This window comes from Paenibacillus sp. YN15, assembly GCF_003285005.1.
Classification (GTDB): Bacteria; Bacillota; Bacilli; order Paenibacillales; family NBRC-103111; genus Paenibacillus_AR.
In genome coordinates, this window is sequence record NZ_QMFA01000032.1 from 63,278 (window position 1) to 83,000 (window position 19,723).

At 57.4% G+C, this 19,723-nt stretch carries 12 protein-coding genes; 6 read left to right on the plus strand and 6 right to left on the minus strand.

From position 1 onward, the window contains the following. Positions 1-23 precede the first annotated feature (23 nt). A complete protein-coding gene (locus DQG13_RS21760; protein WP_113022123.1) occupies positions 24-1,604 on the plus strand; it encodes a glycoside hydrolase family 3 protein in 1,581 nt (526 codons plus the stop codon). Between the two features lie 13 nt (positions 1,605-1,617). Then, entirely contained in the window at positions 1,618-3,876 is a 2,259-nt protein-coding gene (locus DQG13_RS21765; RefSeq protein WP_181592908.1) for a glycoside hydrolase family 2 protein, read from the plus strand. A 55-nt stretch (positions 3,877-3,931) separates the two neighbouring features. On the opposite strand, the gene DQG13_RS21770 is transcribed toward DQG13_RS21765, so the two are convergent. Further along, on the minus strand, positions 3,932-4,783 hold the full coding sequence (locus DQG13_RS21770) for a class II fructose-bisphosphate aldolase (RefSeq protein ID WP_113022127.1): 852 nt from the start codon (positions 4,781-4,783) through the stop codon (positions 3,932-3,934). 195 nt (positions 4,784-4,978) lie between these two features. On the opposite strand from DQG13_RS21770, the gene DQG13_RS21775 reads away from it, so the two are divergent. The 4 genes from DQG13_RS21775 to DQG13_RS31575 all read left to right on the plus strand — a co-directional run bounded on the left by DQG13_RS21775 (position 4,979) and on the right by DQG13_RS31575 (position 8,759). Further along, the gene (locus DQG13_RS21775) at positions 4,979-6,211 is read left to right on the plus strand and encodes a carbohydrate kinase family protein (protein WP_258525805.1); all 1,233 of its coding nucleotides are present in this window, start codon (positions 4,979-4,981) and stop codon (positions 6,209-6,211) included. After that, positions 6,208-6,750: a D-lyxose/D-mannose family sugar isomerase gene (locus tag DQG13_RS21780; RefSeq protein ID WP_113022129.1), complete on the plus strand. Its 543-nt coding sequence runs from the start codon at positions 6,208-6,210 to the stop codon at positions 6,748-6,750. The genes DQG13_RS21775 and DQG13_RS21780 overlap by 4 nt, the downstream gene beginning before the upstream one ends. Before the next feature lie 89 nt (positions 6,751-6,839). After that, positions 6,840-7,646: a DeoR/GlpR family DNA-binding transcription regulator gene (locus DQG13_RS21785; RefSeq protein ID WP_113022131.1), complete on the plus strand. Its 807-nt coding sequence runs from the start codon at positions 6,840-6,842 to the stop codon at positions 7,644-7,646. 165 nt (positions 7,647-7,811) lie between these two features. Then, positions 7,812-8,759: an RpnC/YadD family protein gene (locus DQG13_RS31575; protein ID WP_113022133.1), complete on the plus strand. Its 948-nt coding sequence runs from the start codon at positions 7,812-7,814 to the stop codon at positions 8,757-8,759. A 957-nt stretch (positions 8,760-9,716) separates the two neighbouring features. Here DQG13_RS31575 and DQG13_RS21795 read toward each other — a convergent pair. From DQG13_RS21795 to DQG13_RS21815, 5 genes are all read right to left on the minus strand, one after another. Further along, a complete protein-coding gene (locus DQG13_RS21795) occupies positions 9,717-13,622 on the minus strand; it encodes a cadherin-like beta sandwich domain-containing protein (protein WP_181592909.1) in 3,906 nt (1,301 codons plus the stop codon). Between the two features lie 4 nt (positions 13,623-13,626). After that, positions 13,627-14,226: a golvesin C-terminal-like domain-containing protein gene (locus tag DQG13_RS30945; RefSeq protein ID WP_181592910.1), complete on the minus strand. Its 600-nt coding sequence runs from the start codon at positions 14,224-14,226 to the stop codon at positions 13,627-13,629. A gap of 1,441 nt (positions 14,227-15,667) precedes the next feature. Then, positions 15,668-16,732 (minus strand): alpha/beta hydrolase, encoded by a 1,065-nt coding sequence (locus DQG13_RS21805; RefSeq protein WP_181592911.1) that lies wholly within the window; start codon positions 16,730-16,732, stop codon positions 15,668-15,670. 24 nt (positions 16,733-16,756) lie between these two features. Continuing rightward, on the minus strand, positions 16,757-17,584 hold the full coding sequence (locus tag DQG13_RS21810; RefSeq protein ID WP_113022141.1) for a sugar phosphate isomerase/epimerase family protein: 828 nt from the start codon (positions 17,582-17,584) through the stop codon (positions 16,757-16,759). A gap of 121 nt (positions 17,585-17,705) precedes the next feature. Continuing rightward, positions 17,706-19,595: a glycoside hydrolase family 97 protein gene (locus DQG13_RS21815; protein ID WP_258525806.1), complete on the minus strand. Its 1,890-nt coding sequence runs from the start codon at positions 19,593-19,595 to the stop codon at positions 17,706-17,708. Positions 19,596-19,723 lie beyond the last annotated feature (128 nt).

A 19,723-nucleotide genomic window follows, 5' to 3' on the forward strand; every position in this document is an offset into this window, starting at 1 on the left:
CGGTTTACGGAGGAGTGAAGAAGGTGAAATACCGTATTGTCATAACCGGGCAAATCCGCACAACGGTGGAAAGCTGGGACTTTCGCAAATTGCTGAATCAAGTGTGCTGTCCGAACTTTGGAAGGGTAGGAGAAGAGGGCATCCGGGAATTTGGCGCCATGTTCTTTCATCCCCAGGAGCGGGACAAGCTGGAGCCGCAGATTGCCAAGTTTAAAGCCGCCTGCAAGGTGCCGCCGCTTATCGTCAGCGATCTGGAGAGCGGCCCGGGGGACATGATTCTCGGCGCGGCCCGCTTTCCCCATTTTATGGGCGTTAGCCAGACGGGGGACCCCGATCTTATATACGAGGTTGGCCGGATAGCGGCCCTTGAGGCGGGTGAACTGGGATACAACTGGACCTTCGCGCCTGTCACCGATCTGGCCAAGGATCAGGACGGCCCTGTTGTTTCCTCCCGCAGTCCCGGCCATACACCGGAATATGCCGGCAGAATGGCCGCGGCCTATATGCACGGGCTGCAGGAAAACGGCATGATGGCGACCATCAAGCATTTTCCGGGCGACGGCTTTACCTCCTGGGACCAGCATCTGACCACGCCGGTCAACCCTCTTGGCCGGGCGGAATGGTTTGCCGGCCCGGGCAGCATTTACCGCTATATGATCGATGAAGGGGCAATGGCTGTTATGCCGGGCCATATCGCACTGCCCGCTTTTGATGATCCGGACGAACGGGGACTGTACCCGCCGGCTACCTTGTCCAGGCGTTTGTTGCTGGATTTGCTGCGCGGTGAGCTGGGCTTTGAGGGGTTGATTGTTTCCGACGCCGTCGAAATGGGCGGAGCGGTAGGATTTATGAATTATTACGACGCCTGCGCCGCCACCCTGGAGAACGGATGTGATGTGCTCTTGTTCCCGCGGATCGACGAGCGCTTCTACCGCGAGATGGAAGCGCGGCTTTCCTCCGGAAAGCTGACGCTTGCTGCACTGAGGGACCGGGCGGCCCGTGTTCTGGCGCTGAAGGAGCAGATGGGCCTCCTGTCCGGATTGCCAGCCGTCGTGCCGGCGATGGATCGCGTCCACAGCCGGAAGATCGCCCGCCGCGTCGCCGATGCCTGCATGACGGTGGTTCGCGACCGGGAAGGAATCATTCCGGCGGCCATCGGGAGGAATACCCGCATCCTGCACACCGTAATCATGAACGGCCATGGGCAATACGGGGAACTGTTCGAGCGGCTGCACTCCGAGCTGCGCAAGCGCAGCGACCATGTGGATCAATGGATTGATCCCGGCCCGGACCGACTGTTCGAGGCGGCAGTCGAGGGCAAATACGATCTGATCCTCTGCTCCATCGGCAGTCAATTGAGCTATGGATTGAATGTGGTGCGGCTGCATGACGAGGTGGCCCGCAACATGATGGGCGGCTGGACGAAGCTGGGAACGAAGATTATTTTCGTCGCCCACTTTCATCCGTTTGTGCACAAGGAATATGAGGCATCCATCGACACCATTATCAACACATACGGCGATATTGAATGCTCCGCCGAATTGTTGGTTGCCAAGATTGCCGGAGATTTGCCCATCGGGCGCATTTTGCGCGCCCATGATTAAGAGGAGTGCTGTCATGAAAGAGTCATATTCAATTAGCTGGCAGGTTGGCTGGAGCAATGCCGCGGAGGAAAAACCCAGCCGCATGGTGGAGGCTGCAGTGCCGGGAGCGGTGCAACTGGATTGGAGCCGTGCGGAAGGCTGGCCCGATCCCTATTATGGAGAGAACTGGCGCCAATTCGAATGGATGGAAGATAAATACTGGACCTACCGGACCGTGCTTGACTTTCCGGCTGTGACCAAGGAGCAGCGGCTATTGTTTGTGTCCAAAGGAATCGACTATCACTTCAGCCTTATTTTGGATGGGGTTCTGCTGCTGAGACAGGAGGGTATGTTTACTCCGGTGAGGTTGGATATCACAGATGCTTGCCGGCAAGGGTCCGTTCTGGAAATCGTGATTGATCCGGCACCGAAGAGGGAAGGCGCTCCCAGGAGCAGGTCTCAAGCAGATCATTCCTGCAAGCCCGCCGTCGGCTATGGCTGGGACTGGCATCCGCGTCTCATTCCCCTGGGCATCTGGGATGACACCTATCTGGAGGTTGCCCCCCGGATGGGCTTTGAAGCCTGCGAGACTTTGTACACATTGGATGCGATGCTGGAAAGTGTGGAGGTGCGGCTGGAAGCGGTTTTGGGAAACGCCGCGGTAGGCATGGGCAGGCTGGAATGGATTATCCTGGACCCAGCGGGCTATCCGGTGCATCATTCCTCCTGCGAAATCACCGAGGAAACTGTAACTTTAACCGGCAAGCTGGAGCACCCTCGGCTGTGGTGGCCGCATGACCAAGGCCCGCAGCCCCTCTATCTGTCCGAGGCCCGCTTTTTCCCAAAATCCAACAATGAAGCTTCGGATTGCTGCGTCCAGCGGATTGGCTTCCGCAGAGTCCGGCTGGTTATGCATGAGGGTGCATGGAAGGAACCGTCCACCTTTCCCAAGAGCCGTAGTCTGCCGCCCGTCACAATGGAGATCAACGGAAGAAGAATCTTCTGCAAAGGGACCAATTGGGTGCCTCCCGATATTTTTCCGGGCAGAATAAATGCGGACCATTACCGCCTTCTGCTGGGGATGGCCAAAGAGGCGAATATGAACATCCTTCGGGTTTGGGGCGGAGGCATTGTCAATAAAGAATCGTTCTTTGCCCATTGCGACGAACTTGGCCTGATGGTATGGCAGGAATTCCCGCTGGCTTGCAACCTGTACCCGGACTCGCCCGCTTACCTGAAGGTGCTGAATCAGGAATCCGCATCCATTATCCGCAGGGGACGGCGGCATCCTTCCCTTGTGCTGTGGTGCGGCGGCAATGAATTGTTCAACGCCTGGTCGCAGATGACCGAGCAGTCCCTGCCGTTGCGGCTGCTGAACAGAAATTGTCTGGAGCTTGATCCGGATACCCCATTCATGATGACATCGCCGCTGGAAGGCATGGGACACGGACATTACATGTTCGTGTATGAGGAGACAGGCGAAGACGTCTTTCAGGGGATGATCAGAGCGGAGAATACCGCGTATACGGAATTCGGCATTCCCGCTCCGGCCCCGGTGGAGGTGTTGAAGAGCTTCATGCCTCCGGAGGAGTGGTTCCCTCCACGGCTTGGAACCTCCTGGGAGAGCCATCATGGCTTGCGGGCCGGAAATGAAAACATGTGGCTGATGGCTGATCAATTGGAATATTATTTTGGCCAAAGCCAGGCCCTGGAGGAGTTGGTGGAGCGTGGACAATTGCTCCAATCCGCAGGCTACAAGTCCATATATGAGGAGGCCCGACGGCAGAAGCCCAAATGCTCCATGGCGCTCAATTGGTGCTACAATGAGCCGTGGCCCGCAGCAGCCAACAACAGCATCGTTTCTTGGCCTGCCATACCCAAGCCCGCCTATTACGCGATTCAGGCAGCCTGCCGTCCCGTTTTGGCAAGTGCACGGGTTCCGAAGTTTGCATGGCTGGAGGGGGAATGGCTGGAGGGAGAGCTGTGGATGCTGAATGACAGCTTTCAGGCTGTACCAGGCGGCCGAATGGAGGTCTCTCTCCTGATCAGCGGGGAACGGCATTTGTTGTTGATGTGGGAATTTGGAGAACTCCCGCCTCAAAAAAACCGGAGAGGGCCAACGGCGCGCTTTCTGCTTCCGCCAGGACCCAAACAGCTGATGAAGCTTGAACTCACTGTACAGAACCTTCCGGCTTGTAATTCAGAGTACACGCTTTTGCATCGGGGAACCGCAGCGGAGGAGCCGAATAAACTGGGACAACTGCTGAATCAGGAGACCGGCAGCCCGTCATAGCCCGGAAAATACGAAAACCGCCGAACCCCTGAGGGCATTCGGCGGTTTTCTGCTGTCAGGCGCGTCCGGCGCTGCGGAACAGCTTCATCTTCTCCATCACGGTTTCCTTCACGGCATTCTCTGTGGCGGAGATGACTTCCGTGTACTGGAAGGAGCCGGTATCGGTGATGGATTTAATGGATTGCATGATGCTGATGAACATGTCCGTGCAGATATTGATCTTCCCCACGCCCCGCTGGATGCAATTCAGAAAATCGCTGTCGCTGAGGCCCGATCCGCCGTGGAGGACAATGGGCAGTTGAATCTTATGGCGGATATCCTCCAGCCGCTGCAAGTCCAGCTTCGGCTCCGAGCGGTAGACCCCGTGAACCGTACCGATGGCCACGGCCAGCGCATCGCAGCCTGTACGGGCGACAAAATCGGCAGCCTGCTCCACCTCTGTATAGAACGCCTCGTGGCCGCCTTCTTCCTCTGCGCCCCCTTCTCCCCCACCCACATGGCCCAGCTCCGCCTCAACGGAGGCTCCCGTGCCGCGAGCCAAAGCAACGACCTCGCGGGTATTGGCAATGTTGGCTTCATAATCCAGGGTAGAGCCGTCGTACATGACAGAGCTGAAGCCTATATGAAGAGCGGTTCGTATGGCCTCCGGCGTTAGGCCGTGATCCAGATGAACGGCGACGGGGACCTTGGCGCGCTTTGCGGCCTGCACAAGGACCGGACCAATCTCGGACAACGGACTGTACGGAGTATGCACCTCTGCCACTGCGATAATGACCGGAGAGCGAAGCTCTTCGGCGGCGCTCAGAACGCCCCTGACCATTTCGAGATTAAGCGTGTTGAACATCCCCACGGCGTATTTGCCCCGGAGAGCGTCGGCCATCAGTTCTTTTAAGGTTGCCAATGCCATAATTGAAGCGCCTCCTGCGTTTCTCCTTGCGGTCCTTCGCCAAATATGGCGCTAAGCCGAAAGGGAAAAAGATTGCAAAATAATGTTTGAAAAGATATTATATATGTTGTATTCAAACATTTCATATCAAACATACCAACGTTTCGGTTGATCGTCAATGCTCTTTTTCCAGAATCTTTTTTGTGAGGTGCAATAATGAAGCATTACCATTCACAAATGCCGGAAATTGCCGTAGCGGGCCATATCTGTCTGGATATTCTTCCCGCTTTTCCCGGGGATGCCCGGATTATTCCGGGGAAGCTGTTGGCCTTGGAGCCGGCTGTTTTCTCCACCGGCGGCACAGTTTCCAACACGGGATTGGCGCTCCAGCGGCTGGGGTTCGGACCGCGGCTGCTGGGGAAGGTGGGGGATGATCGGATTGGACGGACCATTCTGGATATTCTAGGAGAATATGGAGAAGGATTGGCTGCCGGCATGATCGTGGCTTCAGGGGAGCATACCTCCTACACCATCGTCGTGAGTCCTCCCGGTCAGGACCGCTGTTTTTGGCATTACGAAGGGACCAATGCTTCTTTTGGAGAAGAAGATATTCCGGAAGAAGCGTTAAACGGGCTGCGGCTTTTCCATCTGGGCTATCCCACGCTTATGAGCGGACTGTACCGGAATGGGGGGGAAGGTCTGGAGCGCCTGCTTCGCCGTGTCAAGTCCCGGGGCATTACCGTATCTCTCGATCTGGCGGAGCCGGACCCTGCCTCGGAAGCCGCGCGGCAGGACTGGCGGGAAATTTTCGCCCGGGTATTGCCCCATGTGGATATTTTCCTGCCCAGCTTGGAGGAGCTCCTGTTTCTGCTGCGGCGGGAAACCTTTTACCGGATGAGGGAGAAGGTTGGGGATAATCTGCTGCCTCACGCGGATGGAGAGCTGCTTGCGGATCTGAGCGGGGAATTGCTGGAAATGGGTGTGGCTATAGCCGGTCTGAAGCTGGGAGATAAGGGCATTTACCTGCGAACGGCAGAAAAGCGGGAGCGGCTTGTCGGGATGGGAGGCGCGGCTCCTGCCGGACTGGAGAACTGGCTGGGCAGAGAACTGCTTGCGCCTTGCTTTCAAGTGAAGGTGCAAGGAACCACAGGTGCGGGAGATTGCACCATTGCCGGCTTTCTCGGCAGTCTGCTGGAGGGGCTTCCGCCGGAGGCGGCGCTGCTTCGCGCAGTGGCAGTGGGGGCTTGCAATGTGGAGCAGGCCGACGCTGTTTCGGGGATTCCCCCTTGGAGCGCGGTGGAGCGCCGTCTTGAGGCTGGGGCAGGCTGGATGCAGCTTCCAACGCTGGGGACGCTCACCGGATGGAACTACAGGGAAAGTGACAGACTCTATCATAGCGGCAGAGATATGAAGAGGACCCATCAGGAAGGGGAGGAGCCCATTATATGAAGCAAAATGAAGTGGTCCGCTGGCAGGAACGCATTGCCGGTTATTTTGAACAGGCAGGAATTGTGCTGACGGCCGAGGAGCGGCAGTGCATCGAAGTTGCCGATTTGGGATTGGAGGATTTTGAGCGGCAAGGGCTGGGACTCATTACTTATATTAATACGGATTTGTATTGCGCCAAGGAATTGGTGCTTCTGCCGGGACAAACCTGTCCGGAGCACCGTCATCCCTCGGTGGAGGGCCGTACGGGCAAGATGGAAACCTTCCGCTGCCGCTACGGACTTGTTCATTTGTATGTAGAGGGAGAACGGACGCCCTCTATTCAGGCGGTTGTGCCGATGGGGAGCGAAGCGTATTATACGGTTTTCCATGAAATTGAGCTGCATCCCGGCGAGCAGTTTACGATCCCGCCGAACACACTTCACTGGTTCCAAAGCGGCCCGGAGGGTGCGGTTGTTTCGGAATTTTCCAGCACCAGCCGGGATGAGGCGGATATCTTCAGCGATCCCCGGATCGTTCGGGTGCCGAAGGCGGCTGGCTGACTGGGGGAAGGAGTAGTGTCCTTGTCCGTCGAATTCCTCTGATGACAGGAAATCGGCCACTTCAGTTAGGATAGGAGCAGAGATAAGACATGACCATGGAATTGAACAGTCGCCAGGAGCAAGTGCTGGAGATTCTTCTTCATCAGGATGAGGTCAGGGTAACTGACCTTAAGGAGAAATTTCAAGTTACGGAGATGACCGTTCGCCGGGATTTGGAGAAGCTGGAGCAGTTGGGCCTGGCCCGCCGCACCTTCGGCGGCGCCATTGCCGTCATGAAGGAGACGACTCTGAATCAGCGGAATACGTTAATGCTGGAGGAGAAAATGCAGATTGGCAGAGCGGCTGCCGCGCTCCTCCGGCCAGGGGACTCCGTGTTTATCGACGGGGGCTCCACCAACCTCCAATTGGCCAAGGCCATCCCGGGCGGCTCCGCTGTCACGGTGGTGACCAATGCCCTGAATGTAGCGCTGGAGCTTTTGGGCAAGCAGGTTCCCACCATCCTCATCGGCGGCCGTCTGGTGGAGACCACCGGCTCCGCCGTAGGGCCTGTGGCGCTGGACAACTTGAGGAAGATGGCTTTCACCAGGGTATTTCTCGGAGCCAGCGGGATGTCTTCGCGCCACGGCTTCAGCAACAGCAACATGGACGAAACGGAGATCAAGAAGCAGGCTATCCGCTGCGGCTCCGAGGTGAATGTTTTGCTGGATCACAGCAAGTTCGGGCAGCCTGCCCTGTTCTCCTTCGCTACGCTCTCCGATGTGCACCGGATCGTCGTGGACAAGGAGCCCGATGAGGAAGCGGCGGCTTCCTGCCGGGCGGCCCGGGTGGATATACTGGTAGCCCGCTCTGCAAGCGCCCATAGCGGTGATGTGAATGGTGGGAGCGTGACCGATTGAGAGCCGTGCAAGCGAGGGAGCAAACGGGGGGTGCAGTATCGGTTAAGTTGGGGATACACCTGCACGATCACCGCTCCGGCATACAGATCAATTGACTGGAGATCCGCGGGAATCTTGTTCCCTTTTGTTCCGTCATGCTATAATTAAGCCAAAGGGGAGCGGGAGATGGAGAAGCAGGATCGGATGCAGTGGCATCCCGTATTTGCCAGTGCGTTGCGTCTGGAGCTTAGGGAGTATGAGGACGCATTGGATATTCAGGAGGAATATCAGCTAACCGGCAAGCCGCTGGAGATCGATGTCCTGGTCATCCGGAAGAAGCGGAATATTCCCATTATGAAGAATATCGCGGAGTTGTTTCGGGGGCATAATATTGTAGAGTATAAGTCGCCGGAGGATTATTTCAGCATTGATGATTATTATAAAGTAAAAGCGTATGCGTATCTGTACAAGATACTGGGTCGGGAAGTGGATTCCTTGCCCATAGAGGAGATTACTGTCAGTTGTGTGTGCAGTGTGTTTCCCGTCAAGCTGGCCAGGCATCTGGAGGATACGCATGGGTTGCGGCTGGAGAAGCGCCACCCGGGAGTGTATGTGCTTGCAGGTAGTGATATCGCTACCCAATGGGTGGTGGTGGAGGAGCTAAGCCATGAAGAGAACCGCTTCATCCGGCTGTTGACGCGAAGGTCGAATGTGAAGAAGGAAATCGGCTACCTGCTGGAGGAGTACGGGCGCAATTGGAAGGACAGCCGTTATGAGATGCTGCTGGATATGATAGCGGAGACGAATATGAAGCAATTGATGGAGGTGATGGATATGTCGAGGATGCTGAAGCCGGACGAGGAGCAGGCGATTATGAAGGTGCTGGCCAAGTTTCAGATTGACAGGCGTCTTCGGGATGAAGGCAAGCTGGAGGGCAAGCTGGAGGGTAAGCTGGAGGGTAAGCTGGAAGGCAAATTGGAAGGCAAGCTAGAGGGGAAGCTGGAGACAGCCAGAAGTCTTCATGCTATGGGAATGCCTCTGGAGTTTATTCGGAAGGCGACGGGCTTGACAGAGGAAGAGCTGAAAGTGCTGGAGGCCGAAGCTGCTGAGGAAAAAACTGGAGACAAAGCATAGCAGTTATTCAGGCCGTCAGGAATTCCTGATGGTTTTTCTTTTTCTAGGGGCTGTCTCCAAACTCCGAGGGGAGCAGATTTGGCCGAATTTTCGTTCCAGGCAAGGCACTTTTGCGAAGGCGTACCGGGGGTACGTCAAGCGAAAGTAACGAAGCAAGGGGCGAAAAGGCGGCGAAAGATGCCCTCAAGCGGGTTTGAAGACAGGCCCTAACCGCGGCAGCGGCCGAGGGTGGGCATGGAGTGAAACAGTAACTACTCAGCTGTTGCGGAAACGAGTATCCTTTTGGATGCTAACAACTCCCCGTTAGCTGATGCCTACGATCCTGGCTTTCCTTCAGAATGCCCTGAGCAGTTATGTCAGCATCTTGAGTCCGTTGCTCGTCTTCACGAAAGTTCAGTGCCAGGAATAGATGGATGGGTGTATGGAAGCATATGGTATGTCCATCATGCAAAAGTGCAATTATTTCATGGGTCAGCCGCTGAAACGGAGGGTCATAATGCAAAAGTACAGTTAAATCACGCGGATTTCAGCTTTTGGGGCGGTTTCAAGCGAAAATAAGTGCACTTTTGCATGAAGAGAGCGAAAAAGAGGGCTCGCGGCTAAAAATAACTGCACTTGTGCATGATGAAATTGGTAGAATATGGATCACGCGCAGTCTATACGGAACTCCAGCAGCTCTAACTGTGGTATAAACGGGAATAAACAGGAATAAACAGCGGAAATAGGACGAAATGGAGACCTGGCAACGTTATAGGTCTTCTCATTTCCGTTTAAGCTCTTCTGCTGCTGAACTTAGTCACTCTCGAGGAGGCAAAGCGGTAATGGGGAGGTTTCCCCCTTCCACTACGGAACTCGGTGACTCTTGTTGTCAAATAGATAGCTGAGTAGTTACGTGAAAAAGCGGAGAACGAAGGCATTGGGCCTCCATTCTCCGCTTTTTTTCAACCCGGGAGCGGCTTAAGGATTATCCGGCAGGAAGCGGCCGTAATAAATGCCTCTGCCGCCGGTGCCCACGTACACAACGCCGTATTGGCTTCGGTCGCCTGCCAGCGATTTGGGATCATTCCCGATCTGGTAGGCGTCATGGCTGATGCGGGTCCAGGTGGCGCCCAGGTCATCGGAGCGGAAGATGCCGTCCTGGTTGTTGATTCTTCCGTATACATAGACGGAAGGGACGCTGCTGCCTGGAGCATTCTTCCCGAAGGAGAAAAGCAGCGCTTCCTGGACAGCGGCGATCTTGGTAAAGTTGCGTCCGGAATCCGAAGAACGGAACAGGCCGCCTTTGTTGGCACTGGCCCAGACCTCCCCCGCCATACCAGGGGCCGCCCGCACCCCGGCAATATCGGATGAGCCGCTGGCGGGCAACTGGACCGTGGTTTGCCGGGTCCAATTCTTGCCGTCCTTGCTGATATAGAATCCGCCGGCCGCTGTGTCATACAGGTAGAAGGTATCTCCCGCTGCTCTATCCGCCTCCAGGCCGTAGCGCCGGGAATTGTAGATATTGCCGGTATAGACGGGAGCGGGAACTCCATAGAACACCGTATCCTCCCAGGTTTGGCCGAAGTCCCGGGACAGCTTGGGGGTATGCCCGTTGGTCCAGATCACCACCAGAGGCAGGCCGTTGGCCTGCTTTTTGGAGGAAACCGCCACGCTGCCTCCGAAGCCGTAGGGATAGGTGACCTCCGTCCACGATTGGCCTCCATCGGTGGAGTAAGCGGCCCGGGGCGTTTCCCCCAGCTGGCTGCTGGCCAGACGGAACACATAGTTGGGGTCCGCCTCAGAGAAATCAAGGGCTGTATTCTCGCTGGTGGTGGGGCCGGACAAACGCACCGCGGGCACGGAAATATCCGTGGTAGAGAAGCCTCCTCTGTCCAGAGTGCCCATGATCAGCCTGCCGTTCGGCAGCGACAGCATCTTGAGAGCGCACAGCTCCTCAATGCCGTCTCCCGCCGCGATCCAGCTGATGGCTTGGCTGGTAATGTTCAGGGTTTTGTGAATGCCCGCACCATGCAGATCGTACAGCTCTTCCGGGTGATGGGGATCAAACAGGAACTGGGAGCTGGCCCCGTAGGAATCTCCCTTGTATGTCCAGGATTGCCCGCCATTGGTGGACAGGTAGACCTTGGAAATCTCATAGTAGCCTTCCACGGCGACGAGAGTGCCGGGAGCGCCCGGCATAACCGCTATGGGGCCGAAGGGCTTGCCTGCGCCGGCTGAAGGTGTGACATTGGTCCAGGCGGAGCCGTTATACTTGAAGACGCCATTGGTCGGCGCAGTGGCGACACTGAGATTGTTCCGGTTCAATCCGGTAATGGAGGTGACGTACAGATTGCCGTCACCGGCAACCGCCATGCGCCGGGGATAAACCGGCCCTGTTGTCAGGGAGGGCATGGTGGAGCTCCATGTGGCTCCTCCGTCGGTGCTTTTGTACACGCCGCTGCCCTCTACACCGATGTAGATGACCTTCGCTTTGCCGTTCACAGCGCCTGCGCTGTAGTCAAATTCCACATTGGTAACGCCTGCAGGCGCTGTGCCCAGGGGAATCGCCGTTACCTGCTGCCAGCTGGCTCCGCCGTTGAGAGAGCGCCACAGCCCGTCATACCGTGTGCCCACGTAGACGGTATCGGCATTGTACGGGTCCACCTGAATCCGCTCCCCGTCCAGCCGCTGGTCTCCTGCGCTGCCGGTGCTGTTGCCGTAGAAGCGCTTGTTCAGGTTGGTGCGCTGCCAAGTCTGGCCCCGGTCCGTGGATTTCAGCACATCATGGGGCTCCGAGGGTTTGTTGCCGTACATGCCCGCCGCCACATAGACAATGTCCGGATTGGTGCGGGATACGGCAATGCCGTCGATGCCCAGGAGATTCAGCTCATTCAGTCCAAAGCTCTCCATCAGTGGAACCCATTCCTGGCTGACGGGATTCCAGCGGTACGCGCCGCCCACATCCGTCCGCACATATTTCAGCTCCGGCTCTGTGGGATGGATCACCATGCCGGTGACAAAGCCGCCGGGATAGATTTTCACATTGCCCCATTGGTAGCGGAAGCCGTCAACAATGTATTGCACCAGCTCCTGATCCGCAGGCAGCTGGAACAGATTCGCGGTATCGCTGAAAACCACAAGGCCGCTGTTATGCTGGAAGGCCTGTTTTCCGGACAACTGGGTGACCGTCTCCGCGGAGACGAACAGCTGGCCGGACCGGGCGATGACGGGAGCGGGAATGGAAACATTTTGCCCATTAACCTTGACCTGGGAGCTTCCTGCCGTGAAAATAATCACCTTGCTGCCCTGGGTTACCGTCATGGTGACGGGATCGGCCGCTGTGGACACGGCGCCCAGACCCTCCGCCGTATATTTCAGCGGAACATAAATCAGGCTTCCCTGGAAAAACGGCTTGACAGCCTCGTTGTTCATGTCAATGGCCCGGCGCACATTGTTGGCATACCCCTGGCTGTTCCCGGCGAACAGCATTACTGCCTGGCTGATCCGGGCGGCGATAGACTCGCGGATAATGCCGGAATGGCCCACCGTTTCCCCGGCTGATGCAGCGCGCTCCACCTGAAGGGTATAGATGGTTTTGGAGGTGCCGTTCTCCGCGGTTGCTTCTATCGTCACCGTATTGGCGCCGACAGCAAGGGCAATCTCTCTGCCGGCTCCGGCGGCTACTGCCGTACCATTCACCTTCATGGACGAATAGAAGGGAGAACGGGCTTCCGGAGTGACAAGCAGGGTGGCAGCAATGCTGCTCACCTTCACCTGATAGCTGGTGATTCCAGGCTGAAAGGACAGATCTCCTTCGCTTAGCGACAGTCTGCCCAGGGCCGAGTCATTGCTTGCCGCAGCGGCCCGGGTAATGGTCAGGGTGTAGGTCTTCGTAGCGTTATTCTCCGCTTTGACCACAATTGTCACTGTGTTGACGCCTGGGGACAGGCTGACTACTTTGGCGGAGCCGGAGATGACCGCGGCGCCGTTGACGGTGATGCTCTGGTGGCTGGCGGAATTGGCAATGGGGGTGATGGCGACAGAAGACATGCTATACCCGGCCCCAACGGTATAGCTGGCGGTATCCGGATGAAAAACGGGAGACAGGCTGCCTTTGCCCAGCGTCAGGCTGGCAAGGGTGGCATCCCCGCTGGCGGCGGAAGCGCGGTTGATGGTTACCGTATACGTTTTGGAGGCGGGCTGGTTCAGCGCCGTCACGACGATGGTCACCGTATTCGGGCCTGCTGTCAAAGCAATGGTTTTGGGAGTGCCCGAGGTGGCCGGGCTTCCGTTAATGGTCAGGCTTACCTCGCTGGCGGAGCTTGCCGTGACCGCCGTCAGATTCAGACTGCTGACGGAGTTGGGCACGTTCAGGGTATAAGCCGCCGTACCCGGATCGAACACCGGCCCCAGCGCTCCTGTGTTGACAGTAAGGCTGCCGAGCTTCAAGTCGGGTTTGGGCGGCGGAACCGGAACCACGCTGTTGGGCGAAAAACGGACGGCGTCGGCGATAACATATCCGTTGCCGCTGGAGGGTGTCCCTTCATTTTTGATGCGCACCGTCTCATTTCCGTCGCCCGTAAAATAATAGGTGCAAACCCGGAACCAGCGGAACCCGTTGACCTTCTGGTCCACAAGCACCGTCTGGCTCTCGTCATTGTGGCTGATCTCCACCGGCACATTGCCAGCCCGGTTGGTGCCGGAAACATAGGAAATATATACATTATAATTCCCTGCCGCAAGCCCTTGGGGCTTGTATTCCACGTACCGGTCCTTGCTGTCGCCGGGGGCGGTGTACAAGGAGTTGGCTCCGTACCGGCCCGCTGCTGTGCTGGTGGACCAGAAGCCCACCCGGGAAACCCCCGAGGAGTCGGAATTGTCCATTACCTTATCGCCGCTCAATATTCCGTATTGGGGATTGGAGGCGGTGGGTTGGCTGACTGACAGTGGCATTGGCCGAGAAACGGACGGCATCGGCAATGACATACCCGTCTCCGGAGGTAGGGGTGCCCGCATTCCTGATCCGCACAAAATCGGTTCCATCGGCGGAAAAATAATAGGTTCCCACGGATATCCATTGATAGCCGTTGACCTTTTGGTCCACGAGAACGGTGGAAAGCTCTCCGTCGTGGTAAATATCTACCGGCACATTGCTGGCCCGGTTGTTGGCGGACGTGTAGGATATGTATACGTCATAGTAGCCGGCAGCCAGAGCGGAGGGGGTGTAAGTTACCGCTCTGTCCTTGCTGTCGGAGGGAGCGGTGTAGAGGGCATTGGCTCCGTAGCAGCCGGCGCTGGTGCTGGTGGACCAGGTTCCCGTTCTTTGTACCTGGGCGGTATCGGTGTTGTCAATGACCCGATCCCCGGGCAGAAGGGTATAATCCGGGTTATCCGCCGAAGCGGCGAAGGCGGGAATAGTCGGGACACAGACGGCCAGCAGCGTCAGAATAAGGAAGGATAGAAGCCAGCGAAAACCAGGTTTGTACATAAATAGCCTCCTTTTGCTTTTAAATGGTAGCGGTTACATCATACAGTTTGCTCTGGTGATTGAACATAAAAATATCTATGCAAACCTTTCATTTTCTACTGGAAGGGGTCAAGAGATTTCCTGCGGTTCACTGTGCGGGCAGATTTATACAGCCGGGCTCAAGCGGTTTTATTCATAGTAGATATTTTAAGGCGGGTATAGATATCTTTATGGTCAAAGTTCCGCAATGCAATAAATGAAAGGGATTACAAAATTATGAATAAAGGGGGCGGTGAAAGTGGGACGGTGCCACAGAACAGGGCAACCGCGTTAGAATCGCTGTATGCTTAGTTGAAAGCATAGCCGAGCGCTTCCATTATTTGCGCCAATAAAACGGGCTAATTTGTAATGTCCACCCGTCAGTGCAGTGTTGCAGTGATTTCACAGCCTCAGGTCAACCCAGGAGGCATGTCCTGTTACAGGAGACAAAACGTTTGTTTTGTTTTTGATACAGCCAGAGCCCGTCATGTCATGGAAGTCTAACGGCGGTGAAAGCCGTTATTTTCGCAAATACGCCGCGTGCAGAATCCTAACGGCGGCCAGAACCGTTATTTAAGCTGAGTAGCCTGTCAGAAGCTCGATCCGGCCCAAATAACGTCTCCTGCTTCCGTTAGAAATTCGATTTCCCTGTTTGGGAGCAAATAAGAGCTCTCACTTCCGTTAGAATCCCCCAAGCCTGGCGGCCATCGCCAGTCATGAAAATGGGGAGCGCCGGCGCGACATTTTCGTATAAATCCCCCATGGCTTTGCGGTCAGTACCGCAGAAGAACCGTTCTAATGCAATTGCCCTGTGCCGCAGGATAAGGCGTTGACAATGAAATGAGGGATCGTGGGTGAAAAAAAGGGTTTGAGGAAAAGCGGATAGGGTTGCTCTTTTTAATGGTTCAGCTGCTGCTGCCCGGACTATTCGTTGCCGGAGCCACGGCGCTTCCGGAAAATCCAGATACATCGGAATGGTTTGCGTGGGAGTGGCCAGAGGAGGAAGCGGCTCTGGGCAGCGCCCTGGGGTGTTGGAGACAGGCCGGTAGACTGCTGTTGCGGAACTCAGCGACTCTTATAGGGGTGAAAACGGGAGTTTGGAGAATTAACGGAACCAAGAAACCGTTGCATCCCTGATTTGGCGAAAATGGGCGGGAAATCAGGCGGGGGCGGGGAATAAGGGCTTCTTAGTTCCGCACAGGCGGGAAAAAGCGGCAAAATGCCGCTTGTAAGAGTCGCACAGTTCCGCTACGCTCTTCTCTTCCGGGTGCAGGGGGAGACGGAAGGGCAGGCCGTTATCCGGTGCGGGGATGGCTGGGGAGCAGATTCGGTCAGCACACGCGGCCCGCCACAACGCAAAAAAACCTGACGGTGATCTTTCGTCAGGTTTTTCTCATGAGGGATGCTGACCGAACGGCATTGATTATAGCGCATTCTGCAAAAAGCGGAGGATATGGGCCACACTCTCCTTCCGAAACCGTCCGGCATGATCCCAATAGGTGCTGTGTCCATATCCGGACAAGGGGATGAACACCGCATCTGCGCTGGAGGATTTCAGCGCTTCATAGAAGCTGATAGACTGATAGATCGGCACAAGCGGATCGGTGGTGCCGTGCATAAGAAGGAAGGAGGGCAAACCGGTCTTTTCGGCGGCGGAACCACCCCTCCATTGGCCCAACCGGTGCAAGGGGCTGGCCTGCCTCCAGGCTTCCCCGTTTTGGTCGGGATGGCAGCCGACAAGAGCCTCCAGCGAGTCGGCGGACAATCCCTTCACGAGTCTTTCCCGCAGCTTGTTCAAGATCAAGCCAATGAGCCGCTTCGTAAGGAACGGGCTTTTTTGCATCATCTGCCCGATCCATCTGTCCAGCCTGCCGGCCATCAGCTTCGTTACGCTCTGCCGCCATTCCCGCAGCTCCGGGAGATTGGTTGGGCCGGAGCAGGAGACCACCGCCTGAACCCGGTGGGAATGGAGGGGATAAGGCTCCCCCTCCCGAGGCGGGCAATCTCCCGCCAAGCCCAGCAGGCAGGCCAGGTGGCCGCCCGCGGAGCTTCCCCACACGCCGATCCGCTCCGGGTCTGCGCCCAGCTCCTCCGCATGGGCCCGCACCCAGCGGATGGCGGCCTGGCAGTCCTCCAGCTGGGCGGGAAATGGCGCAGCGCCGGTGAGCCGGTAATCGATGCTGATCCGGATAAAGCCGGGGAAGAGCCAGAAGGCGTCGGGAACGGATTTGCGGCTGCCGGAGCTCCAGCCTCCCCCGTGGATATAGAGGACAACCGGCAGCCTGCCCCGGCCGCGGTCCAGCGGCCGCACCAGGTCCAGCAGGAGCGGTTGGCCGCCGCGTTCCGCATAGACCACATCCGCCATATGCTCCACCGCATCGGGCCACCGGGCTCCCCCGGCCCCAGCCGGCCGTTTGCCGTTGTTCAGAGCGTCCATCCAATGGAAGCCAGGGTCCCGCCCAGCTTCTCCCGGTTCAATCACCGCCATCTGCATTCTCCTCCTAAGCAAGCCCTATTGGTATGAAGCTCCCATGCCGTCCAGCAGCCCCTTGAGAGCCGCAGCGGCCACGGAGAAGGCCTCTGCCGGGTCCTTGTCCTTGTAGTCCGGCGTCCACCGCAGATGGGGCTCCAGGGAGAGGAAGCCCTGGAAGCTCCGCGACCGTAGCGCCTCCAGCAGCTCCGGCACCTGTCCGTCCCCTGTGCCTGCGGGAACCACCTTGCCCGTGTCCAACAGCGCATCCTTCACATGAATATAATCCGTATATTCCGCCAGCAGCGGATACGCATCGGTCATGGGACGCGCGCCGCACCGGATAAAGTTGGCCGGATCGAAGGCGCAGCGCAGATAAGGAGAGGCGCAGGACTCCAGAATGTCCCGGCAGCGCTCCGGCGTGTCGCCATAAATATGGGTTTCATTTTCATGCAGCAGCGTAATCTTCGCTTCCTCGGCTATGGCGCATATGGCCTTCATCCGCTCCAGAACCTGCTCCCGGTACAGATCGGGATTCTCTCCCTTGGGCGTATAGAAGGAGAAAATGCGGATGTACGGGGCGCCGAAAAACCGGGCGGCGGCTATGGCCGTTTCGACCATCTGCAAATGGGGCTCGAAGGGATCGGAAATCTGGATTTTGCCGATGGGCGAGCCGATGGAGGAAACGCCCGCGCCTGCGGCGTCCAGCAGCCTCTTGGCTTCCGCAAGCTGCTCACGGTCCAATTGCAGCACATTCACTCCCCACATGCTGCGCAGCTCTAACCAGCGGATATGCTCCTGCTGGAGCCGGTTCAACTGGAGGACCGGATCATCGGCGATTTCATCGGCAAAAGCGGAAAGAGTAAACATAACGACACTCCTGTCTGTGGAATCCATATTTCAAAATAAGCTTACCAATGCGCCGTTGCCGGGACAATGCTTATCTCTTGACCTGAATGGTCAACTCTTTACCCGCCAGCGGAAAACAGGCTTAAATCGGAGACAGCTCCAGGGCAAAACCGCCGTTGGCAGCCATAGGAACGTTGATTTCCTCCCCGGCCCGCACCTTGAAGGCGGATACCTTCAACAGGCGCATATTATGCTCGTGCAGGGAAGGGCGGACGCGCCTGCCGTCCAGGAACCGGATCACGGCCTCATCCGGCGGCGGTAGGGCCCCCAGCGCCGCGTCGAATACCTGCATATCCGACAGATCGTCGCTGTACAGCACGGCCTCATATTCCCCTTCCGCCAGAAAATCCAGACGGAGCCGGGCGTTCCGCGGACGGCGGGCGCAGATGCCGCCTACAAACCAGCTTGCGCCCCTCCGCCGGGCCATGGTGACATAGGAGGCGGGCGCTCCTTCCAGAAGGCGGGTCTCCTCCCACACTGCCGGCACATGCTCCAGGAACGGGCGGCACGGGTGGTCCAGCAGAACGGAGGCCTTCTCCGCCAGATGAAGGACATAGCTGGTGAAGATGACGGCAAGCGCCGTTTGATGGGCGTCGGTGGTGCCGGTTGGGCGGGAATCATAAACCACAGGCGTATAATCCATGGGCCCAAGAGCGTTCCGGGTAAAGGGAAGGGTGCAGTTATGCGCCGCATCCGGCCCGGCGGGATTGAAGCGGCTGTAGTCCAAATAAAATTCGCTGCCCATCACACCCTCGTAGGTCAGCACATGGGGCCAGGTCCGGCTGGCGCCGCTTGGTTTGGTGCAGCCGTGGAAATTCAGCATCAGCCTGCATTCCGCCGCCAGCTCCGCCAGCATCCGGTATTGGGCCATCCGCTCCTGGGAGTCCGATTCGAAGAAGTCCACCTTCAGTCCCGCCACCCCCCAGGAGGCCCACAGCCGCAGCTTCTCCGCTGCCGCCCCGGGATCGCGCAGATCCTGACTGTGAACCCAAATCCAGATGCCCACTCCCTTGGGCCGGCCGTATTCCACCATGGCGGGAATGTCGATATTGCCGGACCAGCCTCCGTCAATCAGAGAATATTCATAGCCCATGGCGGCGGCTGCATCGATATATTCCCGCATTCTCGCCGGGTCCTTGTGGGCGTCCTTGTCGCACATCCAGCTCCAGAGACTGCGGCCGGGCTTAATGAAGGAGGCATCCTCCACAATGGAAGGAGGGCTCAGACTCTCCAGCAGGTTGGAGTTGACGATCTCCTCCAGACTGCCGATGAGCGCCGTCCGCCACGGTGTGGCGAAGGGAAGCTCCATAACCGTGGGGGCAAGCTGGTCGGGAGCCCGCTGCAGCATCAGGAGGGCCGGGTCCTCCCGGGCGGAGGCCAGATGGGAGCCGCCGTAGCCGCTTCCATAGGCTCCCGCCTCCGCATAGAGGGCCCAGACACCGCCGCCAAGCTGGGCCAGCAGCGGGAAGCCCCAGCCATTCTGGTGAAGCTCCTCGAGAGGCACCGGATGGTAGAAGTCCTCGTAGGAGAACAGCAGCTTCTGGGCGTACAGATTCACCGCGTCCGGGGGAACGCGGAAGCCGGTTGCTTCCCGGCGCACGATTGCCGGCGCGCTCTCCGCGCGCCCCCCGCCATCCGGCAGAGACAGCCGGACAGCCGCGCCGTCATTGCTGACCCAGGCCTCCGCCTGGAGCAGGAAGCCGCTTTTTTCCAGCGTCCAGAGGAGGCGGTTGGCATGGGTGCGGCAGACAGGTTTTTTGAAGGCGGGGATGATGAATTCCTCATCGATGATTTTCTGAACGGTTTCCTTGGGAGCAAGGCCCTGAGTGAAGTCGGCCCTATCCGTTTCCAGCCCCAGCGGCGAACGTCCGATCACAGGCAAGCCGGAGGCCTCCACCTGATAGAACAGGCTGCCCCCTTCCAGAATAAACGTAAGAATAATATGCCTGTCAGGGGAAAATATCTGTTGCATGTCCACAATAATGTCCTCCAGTCGAAAAATGTGGTGACGATAACTCCTAGTACAACGTCTTGTAAATTCGTTCCCCATTAAACCACTCTGTTGCGTTATGGTCTTTTTCGGGTAAAAACCCAGAAAAG

Excerpts from the sequence above, each read along its gene's own strand:
- DQG13_RS21775 (WP_258525805.1), top strand. The coding sequence starts at position 4,979 with ATGAAGCATTACCATTCACAAATGCCGGAAATTGCCGTAGCGGGCCAT.
- DQG13_RS31575 (WP_113022133.1), top strand. The coding sequence starts at position 7,812 with ATGGAGAAGCAGGATCGGATGCAGTGGCATCCCGTATTTGCCAGTGCG.
- DQG13_RS21810 (WP_113022141.1), bottom strand. The coding sequence starts at position 17,584 with ATGTTTACTCTTTCCGCTTTTGCCGATGAAATCGCCGATGATCCGGTC.
- DQG13_RS21785 (WP_113022131.1), top strand. The coding sequence starts at position 6,840 with ATGACCATGGAATTGAACAGTCGCCAGGAGCAAGTGCTGGAGATTCTT.
- DQG13_RS21765 (WP_181592908.1), top strand. The coding sequence starts at position 1,618 with ATGAAAGAGTCATATTCAATTAGCTGGCAGGTTGGCTGGAGCAATGCC.
- DQG13_RS21780 (WP_113022129.1), top strand. The coding sequence starts at position 6,208 with ATGAAGCAAAATGAAGTGGTCCGCTGGCAGGAACGCATTGCCGGTTAT.
- DQG13_RS30945 (WP_181592910.1), bottom strand. The coding sequence starts at position 14,226 with ATGTACAAACCTGGTTTTCGCTGGCTTCTATCCTTCCTTATTCTGACG.
- DQG13_RS21805 (WP_181592911.1), bottom strand. The coding sequence starts at position 16,732 with ATGGCGGTGATTGAACCGGGAGAAGCTGGGCGGGACCCTGGCTTCCAT.
- DQG13_RS21770 (WP_113022127.1), bottom strand. The coding sequence starts at position 4,783 with ATGGCATTGGCAACCTTAAAAGAACTGATGGCCGACGCTCTCCGGGGC.
- DQG13_RS21795 (WP_181592909.1), bottom strand. The coding sequence starts at position 13,622 with ATGGACAATTCCGACTCCTCGGGGGTTTCCCGGGTGGGCTTCTGGTCC.
- DQG13_RS21815 (WP_258525806.1), bottom strand. The coding sequence starts at position 19,595 with ATGCAACAGATATTTTCCCCTGACAGGCATATTATTCTTACGTTTATT.